General features: G+C 75.0%; 26 protein-coding genes and 3 tRNA genes. 14 read left to right on the forward strand and 15 right to left on the reverse strand.

Going from position 1 to position 26,986, the window contains the following annotated elements; all coding sequences use genetic code 11:
- The first annotated feature begins 187 nt into the window (after window positions 1-187).
- A complete protein-coding gene (locus IEY75_RS17420; RefSeq protein WP_189115434.1) occupies window positions 188-1,051 on the forward strand; it encodes a thioredoxin family protein in 864 nt (287 codons plus the stop codon).
- Window positions 1,052-1,084: 33 nt separating this feature from the next.
- Window positions 1,085-1,867 carry a TIGR03089 family protein gene (locus IEY75_RS17425; protein WP_189115435.1) on the forward strand — a complete coding sequence of 261 codons (783 nt, stop codon included), beginning with the start codon at window positions 1,085-1,087 and terminating at the stop codon, window positions 1,865-1,867.
- Between the two features lie 42 nt (window positions 1,868-1,909).
- On the opposite strand, the gene IEY75_RS17430 is transcribed toward IEY75_RS17425, so the two are convergent.
- The gene (locus tag IEY75_RS17430; protein WP_189115436.1) at window positions 1,910-2,524 is read right to left on the reverse strand and encodes a hypothetical protein; all 615 of its coding nucleotides are present in this window, start codon (window positions 2,522-2,524) and stop codon (window positions 1,910-1,912) included.
- Window positions 2,525-2,604: 80 nt separating this feature from the next.
- Window positions 2,605-3,033, reverse strand: a complete 429-nt coding sequence (locus IEY75_RS17435) for an SRPBCC family protein (protein WP_189115437.1) — start codon at window positions 3,031-3,033, stop codon at window positions 2,605-2,607.
- A gap of 92 nt (window positions 3,034-3,125) precedes the next feature.
- On the opposite strand from IEY75_RS17435, the gene IEY75_RS17440 reads away from it, so the two are divergent.
- Together IEY75_RS17440 and IEY75_RS17445 are read left to right on the forward strand one after the other, a co-directional pair.
- Window positions 3,126-3,560 carry a potassium channel family protein gene (locus tag IEY75_RS17440; protein WP_189115438.1) on the forward strand — a complete coding sequence of 145 codons (435 nt, stop codon included), beginning with the start codon at window positions 3,126-3,128 and terminating at the stop codon, window positions 3,558-3,560.
- Between the two features lie 4 nt (window positions 3,561-3,564).
- Window positions 3,565-4,629: an ATP-dependent DNA ligase gene (locus tag IEY75_RS17445; RefSeq protein ID WP_189115439.1), complete on the forward strand. Its 1,065-nt coding sequence runs from the start codon at window positions 3,565-3,567 to the stop codon at window positions 4,627-4,629.
- Window positions 4,630-4,656: 27 nt separating this feature from the next.
- Here IEY75_RS17445 and IEY75_RS17450 read toward each other — a convergent pair whose 3' ends face one another.
- From IEY75_RS17450 to IEY75_RS17475, 6 genes are all read right to left on the reverse strand, one after another.
- A complete protein-coding gene (locus IEY75_RS17450) occupies window positions 4,657-5,553 on the reverse strand; it encodes a DNA-3-methyladenine glycosylase family protein (RefSeq protein WP_189115440.1) in 897 nt (298 codons plus the stop codon).
- Window positions 5,550-6,302, reverse strand: a complete 753-nt coding sequence (locus tag IEY75_RS17455; protein ID WP_229789837.1) for an alpha/beta fold hydrolase — start codon at window positions 6,300-6,302, stop codon at window positions 5,550-5,552. Before IEY75_RS17455 ends, IEY75_RS17450 begins: the two co-directional genes overlap by 4 nt.
- Before the next feature lie 64 nt (window positions 6,303-6,366).
- A complete protein-coding gene (locus IEY75_RS17460; protein WP_189115441.1) occupies window positions 6,367-7,299 on the reverse strand; it encodes a hypothetical protein in 933 nt (310 codons plus the stop codon).
- Window positions 7,296-9,776, reverse strand: a complete 2,481-nt coding sequence (locus IEY75_RS17465) for an AAA family ATPase (RefSeq protein WP_189115442.1) — start codon at window positions 9,774-9,776, stop codon at window positions 7,296-7,298. The genes IEY75_RS17460 and IEY75_RS17465 overlap by 4 nt, the downstream gene beginning before the upstream one ends.
- Window positions 9,773-10,915, reverse strand: a complete 1,143-nt coding sequence (locus IEY75_RS17470; protein ID WP_189115443.1) for an exonuclease SbcCD subunit D — start codon at window positions 10,913-10,915, stop codon at window positions 9,773-9,775. Before IEY75_RS17470 ends, IEY75_RS17465 begins: the two co-directional genes overlap by 4 nt.
- Window positions 10,915-12,633: an ATP-binding protein gene (locus IEY75_RS17475; protein ID WP_229789840.1), complete on the reverse strand. Its 1,719-nt coding sequence runs from the start codon at window positions 12,631-12,633 to the stop codon at window positions 10,915-10,917. Before IEY75_RS17475 ends, IEY75_RS17470 begins: the two co-directional genes overlap by 1 nt.
- Before the next feature lie 120 nt (window positions 12,634-12,753).
- Here IEY75_RS17475 and IEY75_RS17480 point away from each other — a divergent pair, with 120 nt between their 5' ends.
- The 3 genes from IEY75_RS17480 to IEY75_RS17490 are packed head-to-tail and all read left to right on the forward strand — an operon-like array spanning window position 12,754 to window position 14,758.
- Entirely contained in the window at window positions 12,754-12,900 is a 147-nt protein-coding gene (locus tag IEY75_RS17480) for a hypothetical protein (RefSeq protein ID WP_189115445.1), read from the forward strand.
- Window positions 12,901-12,956: 56 nt separating this feature from the next.
- Entirely contained in the window at window positions 12,957-13,646 is a 690-nt protein-coding gene (locus tag IEY75_RS17485) for an SDR family NAD(P)-dependent oxidoreductase (RefSeq protein ID WP_189115446.1), read from the forward strand.
- Window positions 13,643-14,758, forward strand: a complete 1,116-nt coding sequence (locus IEY75_RS17490) for an S-adenosylmethionine:tRNA ribosyltransferase-isomerase (RefSeq protein ID WP_229789838.1) — start codon at window positions 13,643-13,645, stop codon at window positions 14,756-14,758. Before IEY75_RS17485 ends, IEY75_RS17490 begins: the two co-directional genes overlap by 4 nt.
- 54 nt (window positions 14,759-14,812) lie before the next feature.
- Here the strand turns inward: IEY75_RS17490 and IEY75_RS17495 are convergent, their stop codons facing one another.
- Window positions 14,813-15,586 carry a pyrimidine reductase family protein gene (locus tag IEY75_RS17495; protein WP_189115447.1) on the reverse strand — a complete coding sequence of 258 codons (774 nt, stop codon included), beginning with the start codon at window positions 15,584-15,586 and terminating at the stop codon, window positions 14,813-14,815.
- Between the two features lie 160 nt (window positions 15,587-15,746).
- Here IEY75_RS17495 and IEY75_RS17500 point away from each other — a divergent pair, with 160 nt between their 5' ends.
- On the forward strand, window positions 15,747-16,292 hold the full coding sequence (locus IEY75_RS17500) for a plasmid pRiA4b ORF-3 family protein (RefSeq protein WP_189115448.1): 546 nt from the start codon (window positions 15,747-15,749) through the stop codon (window positions 16,290-16,292).
- A gap of 673 nt (window positions 16,293-16,965) precedes the next feature.
- Here the strand turns inward: IEY75_RS17500 and bsaP are convergent.
- Both bsaP and bioB read right to left on the reverse strand, forming a co-directional pair.
- On the reverse strand, window positions 16,966-17,181 hold the full coding sequence (gene bsaP / locus IEY75_RS17505; RefSeq protein ID WP_189115449.1) for a biotin synthase auxiliary protein BsaP: 216 nt from the start codon (window positions 17,179-17,181) through the stop codon (window positions 16,966-16,968).
- Window positions 17,182-17,186: 5 nt separating this feature from the next.
- Window positions 17,187-18,182, reverse strand: a complete 996-nt coding sequence (gene bioB / locus IEY75_RS17510) for a biotin synthase BioB (protein ID WP_189115450.1) — start codon at window positions 18,180-18,182, stop codon at window positions 17,187-17,189.
- Between the two features lie 57 nt (window positions 18,183-18,239).
- Here bioB and IEY75_RS17515 point away from each other — a divergent pair, with 57 nt between their 5' ends.
- Together IEY75_RS17515 and bioD are read left to right on the forward strand one after the other, a co-directional pair.
- Window positions 18,240-19,397, forward strand: a complete 1,158-nt coding sequence (locus tag IEY75_RS17515; protein WP_189115471.1) for an 8-amino-7-oxononanoate synthase — start codon at window positions 18,240-18,242, stop codon at window positions 19,395-19,397.
- On the forward strand, window positions 19,394-20,125 hold the full coding sequence (gene bioD, locus IEY75_RS17520) for a dethiobiotin synthase (RefSeq protein ID WP_189115451.1): 732 nt from the start codon (window positions 19,394-19,396) through the stop codon (window positions 20,123-20,125). Before IEY75_RS17515 ends, bioD begins: the two co-directional genes overlap by 4 nt.
- Window positions 20,126-20,131: 6 nt before the next feature.
- Here the strand turns inward: bioD and IEY75_RS17525 are convergent, their stop codons facing one another.
- Complete coding sequence (locus tag IEY75_RS17525; protein ID WP_189115452.1) at window positions 20,132-21,295, reverse strand: cytochrome P450; 1,164 nt, start codon at window positions 21,293-21,295, stop codon at window positions 20,132-20,134.
- Window positions 21,296-21,526: 231 nt separating this feature from the next.
- Between IEY75_RS17525 and IEY75_RS17530 the strand changes: the two genes are divergently transcribed.
- The 3 genes from IEY75_RS17530 (at window position 21,527) to IEY75_RS17540 (ending at window position 21,796) form a co-directional block, all read left to right on the forward strand.
- A tRNA-Gly gene (locus tag IEY75_RS17530) sits at window positions 21,527-21,599 on the forward strand.
- Window positions 21,600-21,633: 34 nt separating this feature from the next.
- Window positions 21,634-21,704, forward strand: a tRNA-Cys gene (locus IEY75_RS17535).
- Between the two features lie 17 nt (window positions 21,705-21,721).
- Window positions 21,722-21,796, forward strand: a tRNA-Val gene (locus tag IEY75_RS17540).
- 105 nt (window positions 21,797-21,901) lie between these two features.
- On the opposite strand, the gene IEY75_RS17545 is transcribed toward IEY75_RS17540, so the two are convergent.
- Window positions 21,902-23,413 carry a tyrosine-type recombinase/integrase gene (locus IEY75_RS17545; RefSeq protein WP_189115453.1) on the reverse strand — a complete coding sequence of 504 codons (1,512 nt, stop codon included), beginning with the start codon at window positions 23,411-23,413 and terminating at the stop codon, window positions 21,902-21,904.
- A 1,060-nt stretch (window positions 23,414-24,473) separates the two neighbouring features.
- Between IEY75_RS17545 and IEY75_RS17550 the strand changes: the two genes are divergently transcribed.
- Entirely contained in the window at window positions 24,474-24,638 is a 165-nt protein-coding gene (locus tag IEY75_RS17550) for a hypothetical protein (RefSeq protein WP_189115454.1), read from the forward strand.
- On the opposite strand, the gene IEY75_RS17555 is transcribed toward IEY75_RS17550, so the two are convergent.
- The gene (locus tag IEY75_RS17555; protein ID WP_189115455.1) at window positions 24,635-26,209 is read right to left on the reverse strand and encodes a hypothetical protein; all 1,575 of its coding nucleotides are present in this window, start codon (window positions 26,207-26,209) and stop codon (window positions 24,635-24,637) included. The genes IEY75_RS17550 and IEY75_RS17555 overlap by 4 nt on opposite strands.
- On the reverse strand, window positions 26,206-26,874 hold the full coding sequence (locus tag IEY75_RS17560) for a deazapurine DNA modification protein DpdA family protein (protein ID WP_229789841.1): 669 nt from the start codon (window positions 26,872-26,874) through the stop codon (window positions 26,206-26,208). Before IEY75_RS17560 ends, IEY75_RS17555 begins: the two co-directional genes overlap by 4 nt.
- Window positions 26,875-26,986: the final 112 nt, after the last annotated feature.

Genomic DNA, 26,986 nt, shown 5'->3' on the forward strand with positions numbered 1-26,986 from the left:
AGGGACTGCCGGATACAGGTAGCTGTTTAGTGGTCCCGAATAAACGTCGATGAGCCTGTCGCGCTTCTGTCGTGCTGTGGGGGCGAGCTGACCGGACATCGTTTCCGGCCCGTGGGTCTGTCCGGGGAATTTGTGGTTCGCCTGAAGAAGTGCGCACGAGAAAGGGATCTTCATGGAGTTTTCCGGGATGACGCGCGTGGTGAGGGCGGCCCTGTCGGGCGTTGTCGTCGGCGCGATGCTGTGCGGCGGCGCGGCCGCTGCCGCCGCGCCCGTGTCCGCGAGCCCTGCGACAGTCTCCGCAGGTCCGCCGCTCGAAGTGGACGTCACCGCCGCGAACTGGGACCAGGTGGCCCAGTACTCGGCCGAGAAGCCGGTGGTCCTCGACTTCGGGGCCGAGCTGTGTCTGGGCTGCAAGGAGATCGCCAAGGACCTGCACGGGATCGTGCAGCAGGACGGCGGCGCCTGGATGGTCGGCAGCGTCGACAGGGACGCCTACCCGGAGCTGCACGCCAGGCTCAATGTGACCACGCTGCCCACCCTGGTCGTCCTGCGCAACGGTAAGGAGCAGAGCGCCGTCGTGCCGCGGTTCACCGGGTACGCCGGCGGCTCCAAGGAGTGGACGAAACTGTGGCGCTGGATCCAGGACGTGAAGAACGGCGACTACCCGCCCGCCATGCCGGCGGACCCCAACATCGAGATCCCGGTGACCACCGGGAACATCGAGGAGGTGCTGAGGGAGTCGGGCAGGAGGCTGGTCGTCCTCGAATTCGGCGCGCCCTGGTGCAGCGCGTGCAAGGAACTGAGGCCGCACATGCAGAAGTTCGCCAAGGACGACGCCGGCCGGTGGCTGCTCGGACAGGTGAACGGCGACGCCTCGCCGGAGTTGAACAGCCGTTTCCAGATCAAGGGGTACCCGAGCCTGCTCGCCCTGCGCAACGGGCGCGAGGTCGGCCGGAAGTTGGGCTACAACGGCGACCCCCGCACGTACCGCACCTGGGTCGATTCCCTGCTCGCGGGAAGGGCTAACGCGGGGGTCCACGTGACCGGCTGACCCCGACGGCCCCCCCGCCTAGCATGGGGAGCCATGGACGAAGCGCCGCGCAGCGGCACCGCGGACGTCGCCGCGTTCCTGGACCGCGCGCCGGAGTTGTCACCGGTCCCGTTCCTGACCTTCCTGGACCACGCCAGCGGCGAGCGGGTGGACGTGACCGCCGCGGCGCTGGCTGCCCAGGCGGCCCGCACCGCCGTCCTGCTCCGCGACGACTGCGGGGTCGGGCCGGGCGGCCGGTGCGCGGTCCTGCTGCCGCCGCACTGGCGGAGCGCGGCGATCCTGCTGGGGTGCTGGGCGGCGGGCGCGGCGGTCGAGTACCGGCCGTGGGCCACCGCCGGCCTGGGGCGACCCGCCCACGCCGACGCCGTGTTCGTCTCCGGGGCGCGGCTGCGGAGCTGGCTGGAGGAGGTGCCGCCCGGTCGGCACCGCTTCGTCGTCGGGCTGGGCGGGCCCGCGGGCGAGGTGCCGGCGGGCTTCTGGGACTTCGAGACCGCCGTGCGCGGGCTGGACGCCGCGGCCGCGCCCCGGCCCGTGTTCGCCGCGGGCGCGCCGGCCAGCCCGGACGGCACGTCGCACCAGGAGTGGGGGAGCCTGGCCCGAGCCGTCGCCGACCTCGCCGGGCTGGGGCGCGGCGACCGGGTTTTGGTCGACGTCGACGACCCGGCCAACGAGCAGCCGGTGCGCTGGCTGCTCGCGCCGCTGTCGGTGGGGGCGACGGTGGTGCTGTGTACGCACGCCGACGCCGCGGCCCGGGCGCGGATCGCGGCGGAGGAGGGCGCCACCCACCAGTGGCCGGCGGCCCTCGGCGGCGGCTGACTCCCTGCGCGATCCGCGCCGCGGGCGCGGCCGACCGGGCGGTCAGCAGTCGGGTGCGTCGATCACCACCGACGGGGCGAGGGTGGCGCTGGTGCCCGAGTTGAGCATCGCGTTGCCGGGCTGGCCGGTCGGGATCCACGTCTGCAGCTCGGTGGTCAGCGTGAACCGCCCCCGCCCGCCGCAGGGCGCCAGTTCGGTCCCGCGGCCGTCGACCGGCGGTCCCCAGACCTGGTGGATGTCGCCCTGCCACGTCACGTTGCCAGTCCCGACCTCCGCGCCCGAGGGCGTCCGCACCGCCGCGTTGGTGATCGCCCCGGCCTTGCCGGAGACGATGACCTCGGCGGCGGGGTGCAGTTCCCGCAGGACGAGGCGCTTGTGCGCCTGCATCCGGAACTCGATGGTCGCCTCGCACGCGACGGACTGCCCGTTGCTGGTGGTGAAGCCCGGAGTCAGCAGCCGGACCTCGGTGCTGCTGGCCACCTGTACGCGGGCGCTCCCCGAGGTGGCGCACAGGCCGTCGATGGCGGGCAGGCTGACCGACACCCAGCCGGCCGCCCGGGGGGCGGCGGAGGCGGGGGAGGCGATGATCGAGGGTACGAGGGCGGCGGCGGCGCACCACGCCAGTCGGCGCGACGCCGGTCTCGGCAGAGTTGTCATGCGGCCCAGCCTGCGCGGCGCACCGCCGCCCCAGCATCCATGAACTCCCTAGGCTTGGGCGCCGCCGGCCCGGCCGCGGCTCAGCCCGGCCCCTGTTCGGCCGCGCGGCGCAGCCCGGCCGCCTCCAGCGCCAGGTACCGCCGGGTCAGCGCGCCGGTGAGCAGGCGCAGTACCGGGGCGAGCGGGCCGCGGTGCCGCAGCGCCAGGGTCAGGGTGGTCGCCCCGTCCGGCGCGGGGTCGAGCAGGTGGTCGGCCGTCACGGTCAGGCCCGGGTTCCGGGACACCCAGGTGAAGCCGCGCCCGGGCGCCCACCGGGTGACCTCCCACTCGGCGGCCGGCAGGCGCGGCTGGCGGATCCGCACCCGCGCCCCGGCGGCGAGCGCCGCCCCGGACAGCGGCGTCACCTCGCGCATGGAGGCGGTCCACCGCGGCCACGCGGCCACGTCGGCGAGGACCGCCCAGATCCGCTCCGGCGGCGCCTCGATGCGTACGCGCGTCTCGTAGGTCACCGATCCAGGCTAGTGCCGCCGGCCTGCCGCGACGGGCGGCCCCGGCAGGCGAAACGGGCCTCCGGCGCAGCGCGGCGTACTAGCGTCGGGGCATGTGGGGCATACTGCGGCCGGTGCACCTGGTGTACCGCGGCCTGGTCTGGATCGCCAACGCGCCCGGCACCCTGCTCGTCTTCTACCTCGTGGTCCTGGCGGTCAGCGCGACGGCGTACAGCCTGCTGGAGGACAAGAACCTCGGCGACGCGCTGTGGTGGTCGGTGGTGACCGCGAGCACCGTCGGCTACGGCGACACCTACCCCACCACGATCGGCGGGCGGATCCTCGCCGGCATCCTGATCTCCGGCATGGTGCTGCTGGTCATCCCCCTGATCACCGCCCACTTCGCCAGCAAGCTCATCGTCGACGCCGACGCCTTCCGGCACGAGGAGCAGGAGGAGATCAAGCAGCGGCTGCGCGAGATCCAGCGCCTCGCCGAGGGACTGGCCGCCGCTTCGTCCCCGGGGGACGCCGGCCGGCGCGGAGAATGACGCCGTGGACCTTCCCGTACGCCCGCCGGTCAGGCCGATGCTCGCCAAGCCCGTCGCCGACATCCCGCCGGGGCAGTGCTACGAACCCAAGTGGGACGGCTTCCGGTCGATCATCTTCCGGGACGGCGACGACGTGCAGATCGGCAGCCGCAACGAGAAGCCGATGACCCGGTACTTCCCGGAGGTGGTCGACGCCGTCCGGGCGCACTTCCCGCCCCGCGCGGTGATCGACGGCGAGATCGTCATCGCCGACACCGCGCGCAACCGGCTCGACTTCGAGGCCCTCCAGCAGCGCATCCACCCGGCCGACAGCCGGGTGCGGCTGCTGGCCGGGCAGACCCCGGCGAGCTTCGTCGCGTTCGACCTGCTCGCCGTCGGCGACGCCGACCTCACGCCGCTGCCGTTCGCCCAGCGCCGCCAGCGGCTGGAGCAGGCGCTGGCCGCGGCCGGCCCGCCGGTGTACGTGACGCCGCTGACCCGGGACGCGGCCGAGGCGCGGCGGTGGTTCGCGCAGTTCGAGGGCGCTGGCCTGGACGGGTTGATCGCCAAGTCCCCCGACCTGCCGTACCAGCCCGACAAGCGGGTCATGGCCAAGATCAAGCACACCCGGACGGCGGACTGCGTGCTGGCCGGGTACCGGGTGCACAAGTCCGCCGACGACGCCGTGGGGTCGCTGCTGCTGGGGCTGTACGACGGCGACACCCTGCACAGCGTGGGGGTGGTGGGGGCGTTTCCGATGGCGGTCCGCAAGTCCCTGTACGACGAGCTGCGCCCGCTGGTCACCGCGCTGGACGCGCACCCGTGGAACTGGGCCGCCCACGCCCGCGGCGAGCGCACCCCGCGCCGCAACGAGACGAGCCGGTGGAACGCCGGCAAGGACCTGTCCTTCACGCCGCTGCGCCCGGAGCGGGTGGTCGAGGTGCGCTACGACTACCTGGAGGGTCCGCGGTTCCGGCACACGACGCAGTTCGTCCGGTGGCGGCCCGAGCGCACGCCGCGCTCGTGCACGTACGCGCAGCTCGACCAGCCGGTCTCCTTCGACCTGCGCGACATCCTGCCGCCCGGCTGACCCGCGGCCCCGCCCGCGCCGTCCGGGTCAGAAGCGGGCGAACGAGCGGACCGGCTGCCGCGGCCCCCACCGGGGAGCGCCGTGCCCGGCGCGCAGCAGCAGCGCGCACACCCGGCCGCGGTGCCCGGCGAACGGGGCCAGCAGCTCCAGCATCCGGTCGTCGGTGGCCCGCGGCTCCCCGGCCAGCGCGTACGCCACGATGTTCTTCAGGTGGTAGTCGCCCACGCTGACCGCGTCGGCGTCGCCGTAGACGGTGTGCCGGACCTCGGCGACCGTCCACGGGCCGATCCCGGGCACGGCGCGCAGCCGCCGCGCGGCGTCGGCCGGGCCGGCGGACTGGAGCCGGTCGGCGAGCGCCGCGGCGCGCAGCAGCGTCGTCGCCCGCCGCTGCTCGACCCCGAACCGGTGGAACGTCCAGTAGGGCTCCGCCGCGACGGCCGCGGGGTCCGGCGGCAGCAGCAGCGGCTGGGGACCGGGCGCGGGCGCCCCGAAGTGCCGGACCGTCGCCGCGTACGCCAGGTACGCCTCCTTGCCGGTGACCTTCTGTTCGAGGACCGCCCGCAGCAGCCGCGGGAAGACCAGCCCGGTGGCGGGCAGGCGCAGCGCGGCGTACCGGCGGGCCAGGCCCCGCACCAGCGGGTGGCCGGCGGCCACGTCGGCGAAGCCGGTCACGTCGTCGCGCAGCCCGGCCACCGCGTCGGCGCGCTCCCGCAGCCAGGGCGCCCCCGGCCCGTACGCCGTGGCGGCGACCGCGCCGGCGTCCTGGCGCAGGGCGAGCGTCCCCGGGCCGGCCGGCGTGCGGGCGGCCCACCAGAACGTCCCGGCGACCCACCGCGCGCACGGGTCGTGCCGGCCGAACGGCAGGCCGCCCAGCGACACGTCCAGCCGGTACCCGGCCGGTACCGCGAGGGTGCGGATGATCACCCCGACACTGTGCCACCCGGCGGCGCCAGCAGGGGCGCCAGCAGGGCCAGGGTCCGGCCCGGCGACTCGACGTGGGCGCTGTGTCCGAGATCGTCCAGTACCGCCGGGGGCCGGCCGAGGGCGGCGAGCTGCGCGGTGTCGACCATCGGGTCCGCGGCGCCGCGGGCGAGGAGCACCGGCACCGGGCACGCGGCCAGCAGGGCGGCCATGTCGGGGGCGCCGACGCCGTACGCCGCCGGGTCCATCGCCAGCCGCCAGCGGCCGCCGGCCTTGCGGATCCCGGCGCCGACCGCCGGGTGGTCGGCGTCGACCAGGCCCTCCAGGCCAGCGACGCGCAGGAACCGCCGGGCGGCCTCCGCCCGCTCGTCGCAGGACCAGGCCGGCCGGGCGGCCAGCGCCGCGGCCCGCGTCAGCTCCTCGGCCGACCACGCCACCTTGACGCCCACCCCGACCACCGCGCCGACGGCCACGCCGTGGGTGCCGGCGGCCAGCGCCAGCCCGACCACGCCGCCGAGGGAGTGCCCGATCACCGCGTACCGCGGCCCGGGGTCCAGCTCAGCGGCCACCGCCGCGGCCAGCGCGTCGAACGTGTACCGGGCCAGCGGCGGCGCGGCGCCGTGCCCGGGCAGGTCGACGGCCCGCCACGGCCCCGGCCACCGCTCGTCCAGCAGCGGCCGCCAGCCGCTCCAGACGGCGGCGTTGCCGCCCATCCCGTGCAGCAGGAGCAGGGTGTGCCCGTCGGTCGTCACCCGCGCGAGTGTGCCAGCCCGGCGGTGCGGCGCCGCCCTCCGGTCGGCCGGCCGGCGGCGCCGGTCAGCCGGCCGCCAGGGACATCGCGCGGTGCAGCAGGCGCCCGTCGCCGAGCAGCCGCCGCAGCCGCCGCTCCAGCCCGGCGATGGGGGTCAGGTTCTGCGGCGCGCGGGGGTCCTTGTACGCCTGCGAGGCCAGCAGCGGCAGCGTGACCTGCGACAGGTCGGCGAGCCGGACCGCCTCCGGCAGGGGCAGCGCGGCGGCGCACTCCACCCGGACGACGCCGGCCCACGGCCCGCCGCGCGGCCCGGGCAGCCGCAGGTACCAGCTCAGGCTCGGCCACCGGTCGCCGATGCGGAACACCGGCGTGCGCTCGCCGGCCGCCAGCCGCGCGACGAGGGCGGCCTGGGCCGGCGGCAGGTACATCCGGTGCTGGGTCTTGATGTACCCGATCGTGGTCGCCGCGGCCTCCCGGCCGCCGAGCTTGCCGTCGACGACGACGAGGTCCGCGTCGGCGGCGGCGCCGGTGACGGCGACCTCCAGGGCGGTCAGCGGACCCTGGACCGCCGCCGGCAACTGCTCCAGCTCGCCCCGCTGCACCCGGTGCCGGGTGTACGTGGCGTGCCGGGTCACCAGGTCACCGGCGGTGGGGCTGGCGGTGAACACCCCGCGGCGCACCTCGCCGGCCACCAGGTCGGCGGTACCGCCGCGCAGGTCGCAGCGCACGATCCCCGCCGCGTACGACGCCGCCAGGCCGGGCAGCGAACCGCCGTCGGGCTCCGCCGTCCACACCGTCGCGTCGATCCGGCGCACCCCGTCCACGAGCAGGACGGCCCCGGCGGCCCGCACGTCGCCGGGCGCCCGCCGGGCGTTCCACGCCCCGGTCGGCAGCTCCACGTCGAGGTCCACGTCGGCGCTGCTGCGGGAGTCCGGTCCGGTGCCGGCCTCGAAGCTCGCCCCGTGGCTGGGGTTCCACGGGTCGACGAACCAGCTCACCCGGCCAGCCCCGTCCGCGTGACCCGGGCCGACCGGGCGTCCTTGTGCACCTCGAACCGCACCGGCACCCGCGCGGCCAGCCCCGCCACGTGGGTGACGACGCCGACCATCCGGTCGCCGCGGGCGGCCAGCGCCTCCAGCGTCGCGGCGACGGTGTCCAGCGTCGCGGCGTCCAGGGTGCCGAAACCCTCGTCCAGGATGATCGACTCCAGGCTGGCCGCGGTCGTGGACAGGCCGGCGAGCTGCGCCGAGAGCGCCAGCGCGAGCGCGAGCGAGGCCTGGAACGTCTCGCCGCCGGACAGCGTGCGGACGGCCCGGCGCAGCCCGGCGTCGTACTGGTCGACGACGTGGAACTCGCCCTTGTCGTGGGCGAGGGCGTACTGCCCGCCGGTCAGCTCCCGCAGGATCGCCGACGCGCCGTCGACCAGGACGTCCAGCGCCTCGGCGAGCAGCCACCGCTCGAAGTTGTTGGCCCGCAGGTGGTTGGCCAGGGATTTGGCGACCTGGGCGGCGTCGGCGTGCGCCGCCCGCTGGGCGTGCAGCGCGGCGGTCTGGGCGCGCGTCGCGCCGAGCCGGTCCAGCTCCGCCCGCGCCCGCTCCGCCGCGACCGCCGCCGCCCGGGCCGGGTCGTCGTCGAGGTCCACCTCGGCGGCGACGAACGCCGCCGCCAGCGCGTCGACCACCGCGCGGGCGTCGTCGTCGGCGGCCGACACCGCCGCCTGCGCGGCGGGCCGGTCGGCCTCCCGCGCGGCGCCGGCGGCCCGCGCCCAGCCGGCCAGGCCCGCCCAGGCCGCGGCCAGGTCGCCCCGGTCGGCCGGCGGGGGGCCGCAGGCGGCCACGGCGTCGCGCGCGGCGTCGAACGCCTGCCACGCGCCGCCGACGCGGCCCTGCGCCGCGTCGGCGGCCGCCCGCGCCCGGCGCAGGTCGGCGCGCGCCTGCCGGACCCGGGTGCCGGCCTCGGCCAGGTGCCGCTGCCCGGCGGCCAGCCGCTCCAGCGCGGCGCGGAGCTGCGCTGGACCGGGGCTGCGCGCGAGGCGTTCGGCGATCCGGTCGAGGTCCTCGCGGCGCTGGTCGCGGGCGGCGCGCAGCCGGGCGGTCCGCTCACCCGCGCTGCGGGCGGCACGGTCGGCGGCCGCGGCGTCGGCGTCGGCCTCGTCCGCGGCGGTGCGCGCGCGCTTGCCGGCGGCCTCGGCGGCGGCCACGGCCGAGCCGGCCGGCAGGTCCGGGACGACCGCGACCGGCTGGGCGCACACCGGGCAGTCGTCGCCGGCCGCCAGCCCCCGGCGCAGCGCGGTGGCCCGGTCCGCGGACTGTGCGCGCTGGTAGCCCTCCCGGGCGTCCTCCAGCGCCGCCGCGGCCCCCGCCGCCGCGGCGCGCGCGGCGGCCAGCGCGCGGTCGGCGGCCGCCTGCGCGGCCTCGGCGGCGGCCAGCTCGACCTCCGTCGCGTCGCGCTGGTGGGTGGCGGCATCCTCCTCGGCGTGGGTGTCCAGCAGCCGGCGCAGGGCGGCCTCGTCGCCGTGGGCGGCCAGCGCCGCGCGCGCCGCCTCCTCGTCGGCCTCCGCCGCGGCCACGGCGGCGTCGGCGTCGGCCGCCGCGGCGTCGGCCGCCGCCAGCGCCCCGGTCAGCGCCACCGCGTCGGCCGGCGCCCGTACCGCCGCCAGCAGCGCCACCTCCCGGTCGACGGCGGCCAGCGCCGCCCGGGCGTCGGTGACCCCGCGCTGCGCCGCGGCGAGCCGGGGGAGCGTCGCGTCCACGGTCGCCAGCAGCGCGGCGGTGTCGGCCACCCGCCCCTGCGCGGCGGCGAGCGTGGCGTCGTCCACGGCGGTCGTCCCGGCCAGCACCTGGTCGACCGCCCCGAGCCGGGCCTCGGACTCGGCGGCGCGCCCGGCGGCCTGGACCCGGATCTGCTCGTACACCTCCAGGCCCAGCAGCGACACCAGCATCTCCTGGCGCGCGGCGGGCCGGGCGTGCAGAAACTCCGCGAACGCCCCCTGCGGCAGGACCACGCACCGGGTGAACTGCTCGTACGGCAGCCCGACCGCCGCCAGCACCGCCGCGTCCATCTCGCCCGGCGTACCGGCCAGCACCTCGCCGAGGTCCTGCGGCGACAGCCCCTCGTCGAGGCGGCGCAGGTCGAACCCGGGCGGCAGCAGCTCCAACCCGGCGTGGGCGGTCGTCACCCGGCCCTTGCCGTCGCGCCGCACCACCCGGCTGGCCACGTACCGGCTGCCGGCGGACTCGAAGCACAGCCGCACCCGCGCCTCGGTCGCCGACGGCGCCAGCGCGTTGCCGACCGCCCGCCGGTCCCCCCAGCGCGGCACGGTGCCGTACAGCGCGAAGCACACCGCGTCGAGGACGGTGGACTTGCCGGAGCCGGTCGGCCCCACCAGGGCGAAGAAGTCGGCGTCGGTGAAGTCGACGGTCGTCTCGTCGCGGAACACGGTGAACCCGGCCAGGTCCAGCCGCAGCGGCCTCACCGCGACACCTCGTCGTGCAACTGGTCGAACAGCTCGCGCACCCCGTCGTCGTCGGCGTGCCCGCGGGCGGTGAGGTAGTCGGCGAACAGCTCCGCGGGCGAGCGCCCGACCCGCGACGGCCGGGCCGCCGCGTCGGGGGCCGGCAGCAGCTCCGGGTCGACGCGGATCTCCAGCGCCCGCGGCAGCAGCTCCTGCACCTGTTCGCGCAGGCCGGCCCGGGGCGCCTCCCGGACCACCACCCGCAGCCACGCCCCGCCCGCCTCCACGGCGGCCAGTTCGGCCAGCGTCCCGCGGACGGTCCGCAGCGGCACCGCCGCGGTGATCGGCACCTCGGTGACCCTGGCCGGCGTCGTGGCGGTCACGTCCACGACCGACACCGACGGCGTGTTCTCCTCCTCGCCGAAGTCCACCGCCAGCGGGCTGCCCGAGTACCGCACCGGGCAGGGGCCGTTGACCCGCTGCGCCCGGTGCAGGTGCCCCAGCGCCACGTAGTGGGTGCTCGCCGGGAAGACCGACGCCGGTACCGCGTACCCCAGCACGCAGTGCGCCTCGCGCTCGCCGCCGCCCATCGTCGCCCCCACCACCGTCAGGTGCGCGGTCACCAGGTGCACGGTGTCGGGGGAGTCGTCGGCCAGGGCGGCGACCAGCTGGCCGACGTGGTCGGCGTACGTCTGCTGCGCCTCGGCGGCCGTCAGCGCGTACATCTCGGTGGCCCGCACCGCGTACCGCCGGGACAGGAACGGCAGCGCCACCACCCGCCACGCCTCCCCGCCGTCGGTGACGCCGGTGACGACGTGCGCGGCGGGGTCGTCGCGGACCGTGCCCCGCAGGGTGATCCCGGCGGCGTCCGCCCACGGCCGCAGGGCGTCCAGCGCCGCGCCGTTGTCGTGGTTGCCGCCGATGGCCACCACCTGCGCGCCGGTGGCCCGCAGCGCCGTCAGCGCCCGGGTCACCACGCGCGTGGCGTCCGGCGTGGGGGCCGCCGTGTCGTACAGGTCGCCCGCCACGATCACCAGGTCGGGCCGCCGCTCGCGGGCGACGGCGACGACCTCGGCCAGGACGGCGATGTGCTCGGCGTGCCGCTGCTGCCCCTTGAGGACCTTGCCGACGTGCCAGTCGGAGGTGTGCAGGATCCGCATCAGAACGGGATCTCGTCGTCGCCGACCGCCGTCGCGCCGCTGCCCACCACCGCGAACGGGTCGGTGCGCTGGGTGATCGAGCGCAGGGTCGCCGCCGGGGGAGGGCCGGCCTCGGCGTGCCGGGTCGCCCACGCCGGGAACGGGAACTCCAGGCACAGCGGCACCGGGATGTCGGGCTGGTTGACGAACATCGTCCCCGGCCGCGCCAGCAGCACCCGCTGCCGGGCGGTCGGCGGCAGGAAGCCGTACTCCGGGCGGGACGCCTCCGCCGGGTCCAGCCGGCCGACGACCCGGACCGCCGAGTTGGTGACGATCCGCCGCTCCACCTCGCTGGCCGTCTGCTGCGCCCCGACCAGGATCACGCCCATCGACCGGCCGCGCTCGGCGATGTCGAGCAGCACCTCCTTGATCGGGGAGGAGCCGTCGCGGGGGGCGTACTTGTTCAGCTCGTCGAGCACCACGAACAGCAGCGGCTTGGCCGTGCCCGCCTTCTCCTTGCGCTCGAACTCCGTCTTCAGCGTCACGCCGACCACGAACCGCTGCGCCCGGTCCGGCAGGTTGTGCAGGTCGACCACGGTCACCTGCGCGCCCTCGGTGGTGTTGATCTCGTGTGGCCGGCGGGTGGCCAGGTCGCCGCGGATCAGCCGGCCCAGGTCCCGCTTGCTGGCGATCAGCCGCCGGGCGAAGGCGTTGACGGTGCCCAGCGACACCGCCGAACCCGTCCACGACGCGCGGGTGTCCTCGTCGGAGAGCTGGTCCACCAGGTGGTCCACCAGCGCCTCGTACGCGCCGATGCGGACCCCGTCCAGGCTGATCCCGCCCTCGGCGGGCACTGCCAGCCGCGCGAGCTGGGCCGTCACCGCGTGCACGACCATCGTGTACTGCTGCCGTTCGTCGTCGGCGTCGGCGAACACGTACGGCAGCAGCCGTTTGGCGCAGAACTCCGCCAGCGTCCAGTAGAAGCTGTCCACGCCGCTGGTGCGGCTGGTGACGTCCGGGGTGCCGGAGGAGTCCGCCCGCGGCGGCGCGTACACCCGCACGTCCGGGAACGGCCCCGCCGGCAGCCCGAGCCGGGTGTACGCCTGGACGGTCTCCGGGGTGAGCCGGGTGTTCGGGTGGTCGAGGAACAGCAGGTCCTCGCCCTTGACGTTGAAGATCAACGCCTTGGCGTTCACCCCGTCGGCGCCCAGCACGCCGGAGCGGAAGACCGAGTACAGCAGGAACGTCGCGAAGCTCGTCTTCGTCGCCACGCCCGAGATGCCGGAGATGGAGACGTGGGCGCCGCGCTGGCCGTCCAGGAAGTCCGCGTTCAGGTACGTCGGCTGCCCGTCGCGGCCGCAGCCGATGGGTACGGCCCGGCTCATCCGGTCGAAGTGCAGCGCCGCGTCGCGGGCCGCGCCGGTGGCCCGGTGCACGGGCGCCCCCGGGCGCGGTGGCACGTACACCTCCGGGTCGATCCGGGTCGTGGTGACCTCGGCGGCCTCCTGCACCTGGGCCGGCAACATGCCCTCGGCGATGGCGAACACGTCCGAGTCGAACTGCGCCCCCTCGTGCCGCGCGCGCACGGCGGTCACCACCCCGGCGATCGACACCGGGTCGCGGCCGGGCAGCGCGCGGGTGGTGGTGACCACGTCGTCGAGCTGGAGGTACCCGTCCGGGGCCACGGCCGTCCAGAAGGTCAGGGGCGTGGCGTCCGCGGTGCCGAGCACCCGGCCCACCGGCTCACCGGCCGTGGCCGCCCGGTCACCGGCCGCCGGTTCGCCGGCCGCGGCGGCGCCCGCGGCGGCCGGCCTCGGCGCCGCGGGCTCCGGCACCCCGGTCGCGTCATCCACGCCCCCATGGTGCCGTACCGCACCGACATCGCCGCCGACCGCCTCGCCGGTACGCCCGCGACCAGCGCGGACGGCCGCCCGGCGGGGCGGACGGCAGCGCGGCCGGAGCCGTCGGACGTGACCGTCGCCACGCCCGCCGCCACCGACCCTTGACCTCAACCTCGCTTCAACTTCGAGACTGGGCTCCACCACGAACGAGAGGAATCCCGATGCCCGTCGCACTCGTCACCGGCGCCTCCGCCGGACTCGGCCGCGCCCTCGCCGCCGCCCTCGCCGACCAACGCTGGACCCTGATCCTCGACGGCCGCCGGCCCGGTCCCCTGGCCGCGGTGGCGGCGGCGCTCGCCGACCGCGCCGCCGTCACCGCCGTGCCCGGCGACGTCGCCGACCCGGCCCACCGGGCCGACCTCGCCGCCGCGGCAACCGCCGCCGGGGGCCTGGACCTGCTGGTCAACAACGCCAGCAGCCTCGGCCCGACCCCGCTGCCCGCCCTGCGCGACCTCGACGCGGCGGACCTGGCCGCGGTACTGGAGGTCAACGTCACCGCCCCGCTGGCCCTGATCCGGGCGGCCCTGCCCCGCCCGGGCGGCGTCGTGGTCAACATCTCCTCCGACGCCGCCGTCGCCCACTACCCGCACTGGGGTGCCTACGGCGCCAGCAAGGCGGCCCTGGACCACCTCACCGCCACCCTGGCCGCCGAGAACCCCGGCGTGCGCTGGTACGCGGTCGACCCCGGCGACATGCGGACGGCGATGCACCAGGCGGCGTTCCCCGGCGCGGACATCAGCGACCGGCCGCTGCCGGCGTCCGTCGTACCCGCCCTCCTGCGGCTGCTCGACGAGGCGCCGGCCAGCGGGCGCTACCGGGCCGCCGACCTCGCCGCGGCGGTGCCGGCGTGACCGCGCTGGCCCACGCCCCGACGACCACCTTCGCCGACCCCGGCGACCGCACGGCCGCCGCGCCGCCGGAGCACCGCGGCCTGGCCCGCGACGGCGTGCGGCTGCTCGTGGGCAGCGCCGCGGGCCTGCACCACACGACGTTCGACCAGCTCACCGCCCACCTGCGCCCCGGCGACCTGGTGGTGGTGAACAACTCGGCGACCGTGGCGGCGGAGGCCGACGGGCACACCGCCGCCGGCCCGGTGGTCGTCCACGTCGCCGCGCCGCTCGGCGCGGGCGAGTGGGTGGTCGAGCTGCGGACCGCCCCCGCGGCCGCGGCGCCGGTCCTGCACGCACCGACGGGCACCGTGGTCACGCTGCCCGCACCCGCCGACCCGGCCGCCCGCGCCGCCGGCCGGCGGGGGACCGGTGCCCGCGGGGCGGGCGTCCGGCTGCGCCTGCGGGAGCCGTACCCCCGGGCGGGAAGCTCGCCGACCGGGGCCGGCACCCGCCTGTGGCGGGCGCACGCCGACGGCCCGCTGGCGGCCCACCTGGCCCGGTACGGCCGGCCGGTCGCCTACGGGTACCTGAGCGCCCGGTGGCCGCTCGCGGCGTACCAGACGGTGTTCGCCGAGACGCCGGGCAGCGCCGAGATGCCCAGCGCCGGACGGCCGTTCAGCGCGCCGCTCGTGGCCCGCCTCGTCGCCGCGGGCGTGGTCCTGGCGCCGGTCACCCTGCACACCGGCGTCTCCTCGCAGGACGCGGGCGAGGCGCCGCAGCCCGAGCGGTTCACGGTGCCCCCGGCCACGGCCCGGCTGGTCAACGCGACGCGGGCGGCGGGCGGCCGGGTGGTCGCCGTCGGCACCACCGTCACCCGGGCGCTGGAGTCGGCCGCCGACGCCGACGGGACCGTCCGCGCCGCCGCCGGCTGGACGGAGCTGGTGATCGGCCCCGACCGCCCGGTCCGCGTCGTGACCGGCCTGGTCAGCGGCCTGCACAACCCCGAGGCGTCGCACCTGCTGCTGGTCGAGGCGGTCGCCGGGCCGACCCTGACGCAACGGGTCTACGACGCGGCGTTCGCGGCCGGCTACCTGTGGCACGAGTTCGGCGACTCCTGCCTGCTGCTGCCGTGAACCCGGCGGCGGTCGAAGCGGTCCGCGGGCGGTGGCGGCGCCGCGGTGGCGGGGTCAGCGGCCGTGCCGGAGCAGGAGCAGGTCCCCGGCGGCGAGGACCTGGCGCAGCCGCAGCCCCCGCGGCGCGGCCGGCGGGCCGGCGGTGATCCGGCCGGCCCCCGGCCCCGCCAGCAGGGGGGCGACGCTCAGGCACAGCTCGTCCACCAGGTCCGCCGCGGTCAGGGCCCCGAACAGCCGCGGCCCGCCCTCGCACAGCACCCGGCCCAGTCCCCGCCCGCGCAGCGCGGCCAGGCCCGCGGCCAGGTCGACGTCCCGCTCGCCGCAGTGCAGCACGTCCGCGACCGCCGCCAGCGCCGCCTGCCGGTCGGGCGGCGCGGCGGCACAGGTCAGCACGAGCGGCCGGACCGGCGCGTCGGCGAACGCCGCCTGCCCCGGATCCAGGTCCAGCGCGCGGGAGACGACGACGAGCGTGGGGTACGGCGGCCGCCCCCGCGCCTCGCGCCAGGCCCGGCGCCGGGCGTCCAGCCGGAGCGCGCGGTACGCCTCGGCGCGCAGCGTGCCCGCACCCACCAGCAGCGCGTCGCCGCGCATCCGCAGCGTGCCGAACACCCGCTTGTCGGCGGGGCCGGACAGCGGCGCCGAGTACCCGCCGACCTCGACGGCGCCGTCGAGGCTGGACACGAAGTTCACCCGCAGGTGCGGGCCGGCCGGCTCGGCGTAGGCGTCGGCCAGGGCGTCGTCGCCCAGCGGCGCGGCGTCGGGGCCGGGCCAGAGCCGGACGATCGGCGCGGCGGTCGCCGGCCCGCGCCCGGCGACCGGCTCAGTCACCGGGCGCCCCGGTGGCCGGCGGGGTGGGCTCCGGCGGCCGGTGCTGGCAGTCGCACCAGCTTCCGCCCCGGCACTCGTCGTGCCGATCCGTGCGACACGCCCGACAGATCATGGGCAAAGCCTAGGCAGGAGCGGGGGCGATGGGTAAGGGTTGGGCACCATGCCGCGACGAATCCTGCAACTGAAGGTCTCCCTGGCCGGTACGACGCCCCCGGTGTGGCGCCGACTGCTGGTGCCGGGCGGCTACACCCTGGACCGGGTGCACCGCGTCCTCCAGTACGCCGTCGGCTGGCAGAACTGCCACCTGCACTCGTTCGACATCGACGGCGAGCAGTACGGCCCGCCGGACCCCGACGACCTGCTCCAGCTCCGCGACGAACTGGACCACCGGCTCGACGGCGTCGTCGGCAAGGGAGACCGGTTCGGGTACACCTACGACTTCGGCGACTGGTGGGAGCACGAGGTCCTCGTGGAGGACGTCCTCCAGGCGGCGCCCGGCGAGCGGTACCCGCTGTGCGCCGACGGCGCCGGGGTGTGCCCGCCGGAGGAGGTGGGCGGGCCGTCGGGGTACGCGGAGTTCCGCGCGGCCATCGCGGACCCGGGACACCCCCGCCACGCCGAGCTGCGCGAGTGGGTGGGCGCGCACTTCTCGGCCCGCCGCTTCGACGCCGGCCGGGTCAGCACGCTGCTGCGCCGGCTCACCTGACCCTCCGCGTGCATGTCCGACAGGACGGACGCGCACCCGCCGGCGCCCCCTGCACCGGGGCACCGGCGGGTGCGTCCCGCAAGGGCGGCGCGGGTATGTGGTCGCCGGCCGGGCGCGGCCTCGGCAGGTCGGCGGGTGCCCGCGGCGGACCGGTGCCGCGGGGCGCACGAGGTTGTCGGTGCGGACGCCCGGGGTACCCCAGCGGTAGGACCTTACGCCCCTCACGTCCGCACCCGACGGCGTCACTCTAGGTAGCTAATCGGGCGTTGCGCAACTCACCCCGGCGCGAACGGTACGCGCCGCCCCGGGCGTTCCACCCCACCCGACGAGGGTTCAACGACGGACGCTTTCCTTTGGTACGCCGCTTAACGGACAGGCGAACCGACCAACGATGCGTCCCCGGACGAAATCTGACAAACCGCCAACAAGGTTACTGTCCGTGATTCTCGCATTAGCCGTCAGACGCGGGCGAGTCCGGCGGGAGGCCGGACCCCGTCGCGGCCGCGCGGCACCCGACGGCCCCGCGCCGCCGCCGCGCCCCCGGTCGGGGATCCCGCCGGATGGCCGGCCGCGACGGTGGGGTGCGTTCGGCCAACCGCACATTCAGACCAAAGGCGCGGCCTCGGCGGCGGGAGTCCGCCGAGCGGCACGGGCGTGTCCCGCCGCGGCCCGCTCAGGGGGCGCCGTCGAGCCGCCCGTGCTCCACGCAGGTCGCCGACCAGCCCGCCGGCAGCACCTGCACCTTCATCCGGCGGCGGCACCACCGGCAGTACCGCGGCGGCTCCAGCGGCCGGGCCGCCGCGCAGGCCGCGTGCCCGCCGGCCGGCAGCGCCTCGCCGCACCGCTCGCACCAGGTCGACGTCACCGGCTTCCCCGCTGGCATCCGCATCCCCGCTAGAGCGTCGCCGACAGCGCCTTGACCGGCATGCTCAGGTCCACCAGCAGATCCAGGTCCGCGGTCGCCGGGCGCCCCAGCGTCGTCAGGTAGTTGCCGACGATCACGGCGTTGATCCCGCCCAGCAGGCCCTCGCGGGTACCGAGGTCCCCGAGGGTGATCTCCCGGCCGCCCGCGTACCGCAGGATCGTGTGCGGCAGCGCCAGCCGGAAGGCCGCGATCGCCCGCAGCGCGTCCTTCGGGTCGACGACCTCGCGGTCGCCCATCGGGGTGCCCGGCCGCGGGTTGAGGAAGTTCAGCGGCACCTCGTGCGGCTGGAGGAGCGCGAGCTGGCCGGCGAACTCCGCCCGCTGCTCCAGCGTCTCGCCCAGCCCCAGGATGCCGCCGCAGCAGACCTCCATGCCGGACTCCCGCACCATCCGCAGCGTGTCCCACCGCTCCTCCCACGAGTGGGTGGTGACCACGTTCGGGAAGTACGACTTCGCCGTCTCCAAGTTGTGGTTGTACCGGTGGATGCCCATGTCGACCATGTCGTCGACCTGCTCCTGGGTCAGCATCCCCAGGCTCGCGGCCACCTGGATGTCGACCTCGGCGCGGATCGCCTCGACCCCGGCGCGTAGCTGCTTCATCAGCCGCGCGTCCGGCCCCCGCACGGCCGCCACGATGCAGAACTCCGTCGCGCCGGTCGCGGCCGTCTGCTTCGCCGCCTTCACCAGCGACGGGATGTCCAGCCACACCGCCCGCACCGGGGAGGCGAAAAGTCCTGACTGGGAGCAGAAGTGGCAGTCCTCGGGGCAGCCGCCCGTCTTCAGCGAGACGATGCCCTCGACCTCGACCTCCGGGCCGCACCAGCGCATCCGCACGTCGTGGGCGAGCTGGAGGGCGGCGGGCAGCAGCTCGTCCGGCAGGCGCAGAATCTCCAGCACACCGGCCTCGTCGAGGCCGGTACCGGAGTCCAACACCTGCCCGCGGGCGCGGTCGAGGATCTGGGACATGGGTCGTACCCTACAAGCGGCCCGCGGGGCCGCCGCCACCGACAGGGGTTGCAGATCATGGACGTCCGCCCGCCCGACCCGCACGCCTGGCTCCGCACCCTGGACCGGCGTGCCCAACTGCGGGGCCGCGCCGGCCTCGCCCGCACCCTGCGCCCGCGCCCGCCCGCCGACGACGCCGTCGACCTGGCGGGCAACGACTACCTCGGCCTCGCCCGCCACCCCGACGTCGTCGCCGCCGCGCACGCGGCCCTGGACGGGTACGGCCTCGGCGCCACCGGCTCCCGGATCATCCGCGGCTCCACCGACGCCCACGCCGGCCTGGAGGACGCGCTCGCCGACTGGCTCGGCGCCGACTTCGCCCTCGCCTACTCCTCCGGGTACCTGGCCAACCTCGGCGCCATCCGCGCCCTCAGCGGCCCGCGCACCCTGCTGGTCAACGACAGCCACAACCACGCCTCGATCCACGACGGCTGCCGCCTGGCCGGCGCGGAGACCGTCACCGTCGGCCACGCCGACCCCGCCGCGGTCGACGCGGCCCTCGCCGCCCACTCCGGCCGCCCCGCCGTCGTCGTCACCGAATCGATCTTCTCGGTGGCCGGCGACCTCGCCCCGCTGGCGCGGCTGCACGAGGTGACCCGCGCGCGCGGCGCCCTCCTGCTCGTCGACGAGGCGCACGCCCTCGGCGTCATCGGCCCCGCAGGCGCCGGGGGAGCCGCGGCGGCCGGCCTCGGCGGCGCGCCCGACGTCGTCCTGACCGGCACGCTGTCCAAGGCCCTCGGCGGCGCGGGCGGCGTCATCGCCGGCCCCGCCGCGCTCCGCCAGCACCTGCTCGACACCGGCCGCACCTTCGTCTACGACACCGCCCCGCCCCCGGCCGTCGCGGCCGGCGTGCGCGCCGCGCTGGCGCGCACCGTCGCCGGTGACGACCTGCGCGCCGAACTGCGGCGGCGGGCGGCGCTGGCCGTCACCGTCCTGCGGGCGGCCGGCCTGACCGTCGCCGAACCCGACGGCGGCGTGGTCGCGGTGCACGCCCCCGGCGCCGACGAGGCCATCGCCTGGGCGCTCGCCTGCCTGGACAAGGGCGTGGCGGTCGGCGCGTTCCGGCCCCCGTCCACACCGGACCACGCCTCCCGGCTGCGCATCACGATCAACGTCGGGGTGCCGGCCGAGGACTTCCGGGCCGCGCTGGACACCATCGTGGCGGCGGCGCCGTGACCGCCGAGTGGCGGGGCACGGTCGTCGTCACCGGCACCGACACCGGCGTCGGCAAGACGGTGGTCACGGCCGCGGTCGCCGCGGCGGCGGGCGCGGCCGGCCTGCGGGTCGCGGTCGTCAAGCCGGCCGAGGCCGGTACCGCCGACGGCGTCCCCGGCGACGCCGAGACCGTCGCCCGGCTGGCCGCCCCCGCCACCGTCCGCACGCTGGCCAGCTACCCCGACCCGCTCGCCCCGCTGGCGGCGGCCAAGGTCGCCGACCTGCCCCCGCTGGAGCTGTACGCGGCCGTGGACGCGCTGCGGGACATCGCCGCCGCGCACGACCTGACGCTCGTGGAGGGGGCCGGGGGCCTGCTCGTACCGATGGGACTGCGCCCCTCCGGCCAGACCTGGACGCTCGCCGACCTGGCCGTCACCCTCGACGCCCGCGCCGTCGTCGTCGCCCGGGCCGGCCTCGGCACGCTGAACCACACCGCCCTGACCCGCGAGGCGCTCGACCGCCGGGGCGTGACCGCGGGCGTCGTGGTGGGCTCCTGGCCGGGCGCGCCGGAGCTGGTCCACTGGACGAACCTCAGCGAGCTGATCCCCCAGAACCTCGTCGGCGTGCTGCCCGAGGGGGCGGGGGCGATCGATCCCGGTGTCTTCGCCCGGTCCGCGCCGGCCTGGCTCACCCCCGCGCTGTACGGCACGCTCGACGACTGGCGGGCGTGGGCGCAGGACGGCGCCTAACGTCGGTCACGGCCCGGCGACCACGAAGGCGTCCGGCATCCGGAAGGACAGGTTGTCCGGGCACCACGGCCCCCGGCGGACCGCCGCCTCCGCGAGGAGCCCGGCCGCCCGGGCCACCACGACGCCCGCCTCCATCCGCGCCAACTGCGCGCCCACGCACCGGTGCGCGCCCGCCCCGAACGCCAGGTGCCGGCGCGACCCGCGCTGGCCCGGCCGGAACGCCGCCGGCTGCGCCACCACGTCGGCGTCCTGTCCCGCCGCCGCCAGCCACAGCACCACCGAGGTACCCGCCGGCACCGCCGTCCCGCCCAGCGTCGTGTCCCGGCCGGCCACCCGTCGCCAGGTCGTGATCGGCGGTACGAGCCGCAGGCCCTCCTCGACGACCGCCTCCACCGACACCGTCCCGGCGCCGATCCCCGCGAGGACCGCCGGCTCCCCGGCCAGCCGGTGCAGGAGCAGCGTCAGGAACTGCGAGGTCGTCTCCTGGCCGGCCACCAGCAGGAAGAACAGCGCCCCCACCGCCACGTCGACGTCCCCGGTCAGTTCGCGGATCCGCCCCACCATGCCCCTGCCGGTCGCCGCGAACCCCCGCAGCACCCGGTGGTAGCGCCCCACGACCTCCGCCAGCGCCACCTGCCGGTCGCCGTCCAGCGGCGCCCAGAACAGCTCCAGCGCGGCCCGGGAGAACTCCTTGACCACCTCGACCTCGGACGAGGGCAGCGCGATCAGCCGCGCCAGCACCAGCAGCGGCAGGTCGGCGGCCAGATCGGCGTACAGGTCCACCTCGGCGCCGGACGCCAGCCGCGCCCGCAGCGCCGCCACCCGCCCGTCGACCACCTCGGCCAGCCACGGCCGGGCGGCCGCCACCCGGTCCGGGTGCAGCGCCTCGGCCGTCACCGCCCGGATCGCCGGATGGCTGGCGCCGCCGTTGTTGGCCAGGGTCGGCGGCAGCCGGAACCCGTACCGGGCGAGGACCCGCAGCGCCGCCACGGGGATCGGCGTGAGCGCGTCGAGGGCGTTGTCGGGGCGGAACCGCACCGGATCGGCCAGCACCTCGCGGATGAGCGCGTGCCGCGCGACGAGCAGGTGGGACCCGCCGACGGGGTCGGCGACCAGGGCGACCGGCGGCGTCGCCGCGGAGATCGCCTCGTCCCAGGTACGGGTCAGCACGCCGCCGACGCTACAAGCCGTCCGGGGCACCGCCACCTCCGCCTCGACGCTGGACGGAATGTCCCGAAACTTGGGCGGCTCGACCGCCGCGACCAGCGGTGACCTGGGTCGACGCGCCCAGACGGGGGGCGGGTTGGCGCCTGCCGGGGGACTCCGCTAAAGTTCTCATCCGTCACCCGGGAACACCGGGGGCAAACCGGAAGACCGCCTCGGCGGAACTCCGACGCACATGCGGACGTAGCGCAGTTGGTAGCGCATCACCTTGCCAAGGTGAGGGTCGCGGGTTCGAGTCCCGTCGTCCGCTCGGCGAGGCTACTCGTGTATCGATGCCTCTCCCTGGTGGGGTGGCCGAGAGGCGAGGCAACGGCCTGCAAAGCCGTGAACGCGGGTTCAAATCCCGTCCCCACCTCGCACTTGCAGTACCGCGGGCGATTGGCGCAGTGGGAGCGCGCTTCCCTGACACGGAAGAGGTCACTGGTTCAAACCCAGTATCGCCCACCAAAGAAGCAGCAGGTCAGGGGCCAAGTCCACACGATGTGGGACGTGGCCCCTGACTCGTCTAGCCTCGGCTTGGGAGAATTCTGGGAGACGATCTCTCCCCAACGGTCACCCATCGGGCCGTAGAAGCCGGTCGAGCACGGCCACGGGCGAGCCAGGGCTCATCGCTCGCCGCTCTTCCAACGCCGCCTCCCACAGCCGCGTCAGGCCGTCGTCTAGCAGGCGCACCATGCCCGGGGTGACGTGCGAGTAGCGCGCCCCGATCGATCCGTCCTCGTGGCCCATCTGCTCATCCATCAGCGTTGCCGGGGCACCGACCTCGATCATCATCGTCTTGTAGCTGTGGCGCAGTCCGTGCGGCGTCAGCCCTGCGGCGATGGGTGACCAACACGCCTCCGACTTGTCAGCCGCGTTGCGGCCCCGCACCGGCACGCCGGGCCACGGATCCGCCAGGATCGGCACGGGCCGTGCCGCCTGCGGGGCCTTTCGCGGGTAGCGGCCCGTCGCGGCAGGCTGAAACAGCCAGGTTGCGAAGCCGGTGCGGCGCCAGTGCGGAGCCAGGTTGCCCGGCACCATCCCACGCACATATCCGAGGTCGGCTATCGCGGCCTGCACACTAGCGCGGGTGGCTTCCGCCACTGAGTCTCGACCGTTCAGGACTGCCGAGGCGGTGCCTACTGACACGCCCGCCCGACGGGCCACGTCCGCAAGCCTCGGCCCCGGTTGCTGAGCAACTCCGTTGGCGGCCCGATGCCCACTGAACACGTACGACAGTTGGTGACAAGGACATGGTTTCGGTTGAGTGCGGCTCAGGTGATCCTTCAGGAGTGTCACGAGCCAAGCGGGTACGGCAATCGTGCGCCGAGATTCATCCTTGGGCGGGCATCGGTGAAACTCGCCGGAATCCAGCTCATAGAGCTGCCACTCGACACGAACACCACCCGGCCGTACGAACTGCGGTTCCAACCCGACAACTTCGCCCCACCGCATGCCGGTAAACCCCATCAGCACCACAGCGACGAACTCATCGTCTCGGCCGGACAGCAGCGCGGCGCGCTCCGCGATGAGAAGGACGCCAAGTGCGTCGGTGATGACCTTCTCAGGCGCCCGGTGCTGTGCGCGGCCGGTCCGCTTGCCTCGTCCGCGGCGCCGCGCCGCCGGGTTCGACGGGATCCGTTCCTCCTCTACCGCATCCGCAAGGATCAAGTGCAATAGCGCGCGCCAGCTCCGTAGGCTCGATTCGGCGTAGCCGGCGGCGCGTTCACTCCGCTCCCACGCGAGTACGTCACCAGGAAGGATGGCGTCCAACGAGGATTCTCCGAACGCGGGCAGCAGGTGTTCCTCCAGGCGCCTGCGATAGTTCTGCATGGTCGAGGCGGCCAGATCCTGAGCCGCATACCAGCGGCTAGCGAAGTCGCCGAACGTCATCCGGCCGAGGTTCGGGTCTCTCCACTTGCCGGCGCGGACCGCTGCCTCGGCGTCGTTAGCAGCTTTTACGGCATCGCGTTTCGTCGCGAAGCGGGCAGGATTACCGTTGGCATCGGTGACGGTGCCATACTTGCCCGAGCAAATCTTGTAGCGGCCACGCCAGTATTCGCCGCGGTTTTCCGCGTATCCCACATTGTTCCTTTCGTGACCGATCCGCGCTGCCTGTGAGCACCGCGGGCAGCGTGGATCGGCTATTTCAGGCTGCTTGGTTGAGGTGTTGCTGCGCGCGTTGTGCGCGTCGAGGGACGCGTGGCACGAGCTGGACGACTGGTGCGGTCGTGTGGCGGCGCGACCTAGAACCCCGGACAGAGCTAGTCGGGGTAACCGCCGGCGTCGGGCGCCGCTCGAAAATTCCTAGGATCTCGGTCAGGTGATGATCGGTGAACCGGTAGCTTCCGCCGATCCAGGCGTAGGGGATGCGCCTCTTCCGGGCTTGTTCTTTGAGCCACCATTCCGAACAGCCGAGAATCTTGGCAGCGGCGGCGGGTCGGTGGGTATGCGGCGTGCCGCCGGCCCCGGTTCGGCTCATCGGTCCTCCTGAGTGGGTAGGGGAGTGGCCTCGATGTAGACGCGTGCGCACGTGAAGGTTGTTCGGTCGGGGTAGGGGCAACTGACGGTGTGGACGTCGAGGACTTCGGCCAGAGCGGTGAGCGTGGCGGCGGTTTCGCTGGGGGTGCCGTGGAGTCTGATTCGCACGGTGCGGTCCTTTCGGGACTTCGGGGGGTCGGGACGTGGTTCGGTGGTGCTGATGGCAGCGGGCCATTAGGTGGGCCGCTGAGAGCGCCGTGGAGCCAAGATCGTGGGTGGGGTGGTGTGTTGGGATGACCGGATCCGGCACAGCCGTTCTGAGCGGGCCGCCGCGGAGGGTTGGGCGGTGGCGCGCGGCGTTGTGGGAACGGGCTGAAACAACTCCGCAACTCCGCAACTCCGCACGCAGGGCTGTGACCTGCGGAAACTCTTGCGGAGATGGACGGATAGATGATGTTCCATCTCCGCAACTCCGCAGTTTCGGGTTCAAGATCGTGCGGAGTTGCGGAGATGGAAGATCGCCGATGGTTCTATCTCCGCAAGAGTTTTCCCAGGTCAACGGCTGGTTTGCGGAGTTGCGGAGTTGCGGAGATGGTTCAGCGGTTTTCTTGACCGCCCACCGTGGCGGCGGCCGGGGTGGCGTGGGGGTGGTTGGATCGCCTCTGTGGACTATGAGGACCGGTCGCGACGTAAAGTGCTGCTCACCGCTGGTGTCAGTCTGTTGGTCATCGCCGCGTTGATGATGTTCTACCGCCCTGCGCGTGAGGCTGCCTCGGTGATCGGCCTAGCCGGATTTGGATTGCTGCTGGTCGTGTCGCGGTTCTCCTAGCTGGTTGGTCCGGTGGTGGGTTTCTCGACCCAGAACACGTTACGGTCGCCTCGTTCGTTCTTGGCTTGGCGTAGGACGTAGGGGCCGCGCCACCGGCCGATCTGCCCGGTGAGTAGCCGGCCGAGTCCGAGGCCGTTGGGGAGTCGGCCGCTGGGCAGGGTGATGAACTGTCCGTCCCACCGGTCGACCTCCCGGCCAGCGCCGTAGTCGGGTTCGCCGTCGGCGCGTAGTTCGGCGGCGGTCATGCGGCGGTTGCCGTGGCGGTCGTGCCAGCAGGCCAGGAACGCACGCCACCGCACCTCGTCCTCGTCCACGCCGCGGACTTCGTCGGCGTTGGTGAGGAACCCGGTCACGCCGTGGTGGGCCAGGAACCCGCCGAGTGCTTGCGCCCAGGGTGTGAATTGCCGCATGGATAGGTTCATCTCCTTCGGCGCGCCGTTGCCGGTCCAGTCCAGGACCAGGACCAGGACGTGCCACAGCACGGTGAGCTGGTTGGCCGGGGCGGTGATCCATTGGTCAAGGTGTGGGATCCCGAACCCGGACTGGTCGCGTTCCTCGGGGCGGGGCATGTTGGGGTCGAGGTGGACGCGGACGGTGCGGGAGGCCATGTCCCCACCGACTTGCAGGTTGTTCCCGGTGGCCATCCACAGCCGGTCATTCACCACGGCCAACGTCCGGGAGGATCCGAGTTGCCGGTCGGACCAGACGCCGCCGGTGACGAGCTGGGCGAGGATCGCCGAGTCGATGGCGGTGCCTTCGGCCAAGTTGTCGAAGATGACCACCCCGACCTGCTCGGCCAACACGGCGGTGATGGACTTGCGTAGCTCCTCCTCGCTGTAGGTCCAGGGCAAGACCCGCTGCCCGTAGAGCATCCCGGGGCCGGCGGTTAGGATCGTCTTTCCCGAGGCGGGCATGGTCGCGTCGATGACCGCGAACGGCGTCAGGCTGCGGGTGTAGTGCCGCAGGATCGGCGTCGCCAACAACGCCACATAGTTGGCGCGGTCCGCAGGCGTGGACCAGGGGAAGTCACGCAGGAACCGGCGCAGCAGAAACGAGCGCGCCTGCGCCACCTGCTCAACGGTCGGCCGGTCCGGCACCGGCGGCAGCGCGACTTTCGCGGCCAGGTAGAGGCCGGTGGCCGGGTCGTAGCCGGGGGTCTGCAACAGCGTGCCGTCGCGGCGCAGGACGGGGGCGCCGATCACCCCGCGCAGCGGCGCCACCCCCGGCCACGTCTTCCCCGCCAGCACAGCCGACAGCGTTTCCCGGGGTGGGGTCATCTCCTCCTCGTACGTTTCGACGCTGCCGCCCTCGCTCTTACGCGCCCGCATCCGGTACACGTAGGCGTGTTGGGCGAGGAGCCCGGCCAACACGGGCGGGGTGACCGTGGAGGCTGAAACAGGCAGCGGCGAATCCTCATCCGCCGCCACCGACGCCAGCCCCCCGGACACCTCCTCCATATGAATCAGCGCACCGGCGGACACGTAGGTATCGGGCAGGATCCCGTCCACCAGGGCCTTCTTCACCACCCGGATTGATTCGGGGCCGGACCCGATTTCCAGACGCTCTGTCATGCGGCCTCCTTCCTCAGGGGCGTCGGTTGGTGGGTGTGCGGCGCAGCTGCGGCGAGGACGCGGCTGCGCCAGCGCAGGGCGTAGCGCAGGCAGTTGGCGCAGTTGCGGTGTGTCGTGCAGCCGGGCAGTCGGGGCCGGCGTCGGGCGTCTAAGGACCAGGCCAGGGAGTCCACGGAGGTCAGCAGGTGCCCGTGGGCGCTCAGGCCCAGAGTTTTGAACCCGAACCCGTGGATCCGCCGCACCCCGACCCCGTGCAGGGCGGCTAGGATCCGGCCGGCTTCCCCGGTTGCCTGGCGGCGGCAGACTGACCCGAGCCCGACCAGGGGTGCCGTGCTCAGGTCGACGCCGAGCATGTGGTCGTAGAGGTCGACGCAGCGTAGGTAGTCGTCGCGTTCCCAACCCTGAACCACGGGGATGATCGGCAGGTCCGGCGCCAACTCCCGCAGCTGCGCGAAGTTCGCCACGGTGCGCCGCTGATGCTCGGCCACTGACAGGCCGGTTCCGGCGAACCGGACCGGCCCGACCTGCCCACCTGCGATGACGACCGGTTCGCACATCCAGTCCTGCGGCGCCGCCCACAACAGGCGGCCGATCTCGTCGCGGTACCGGCGCAACCGGGCCACGTACTCGCCGGGGCCGATAGTCCACCGGCGGGTCTGCTGCACCAACTGGTGACAGTTCTAGTCAGGCGGCCTGACTGGCCGGTGGAGTCATGATGGTCTCGTACTCGATAGGGGTCAACCGGGCCAGCGACCGTTGTCGTCGGCGCCGGTGGTA

Source organism: Pilimelia terevasa, from assembly GCF_014647915.1.
Lineage (GTDB): Bacteria > Actinomycetota > Actinomycetes > Mycobacteriales > Micromonosporaceae > Pilimelia > Pilimelia terevasa.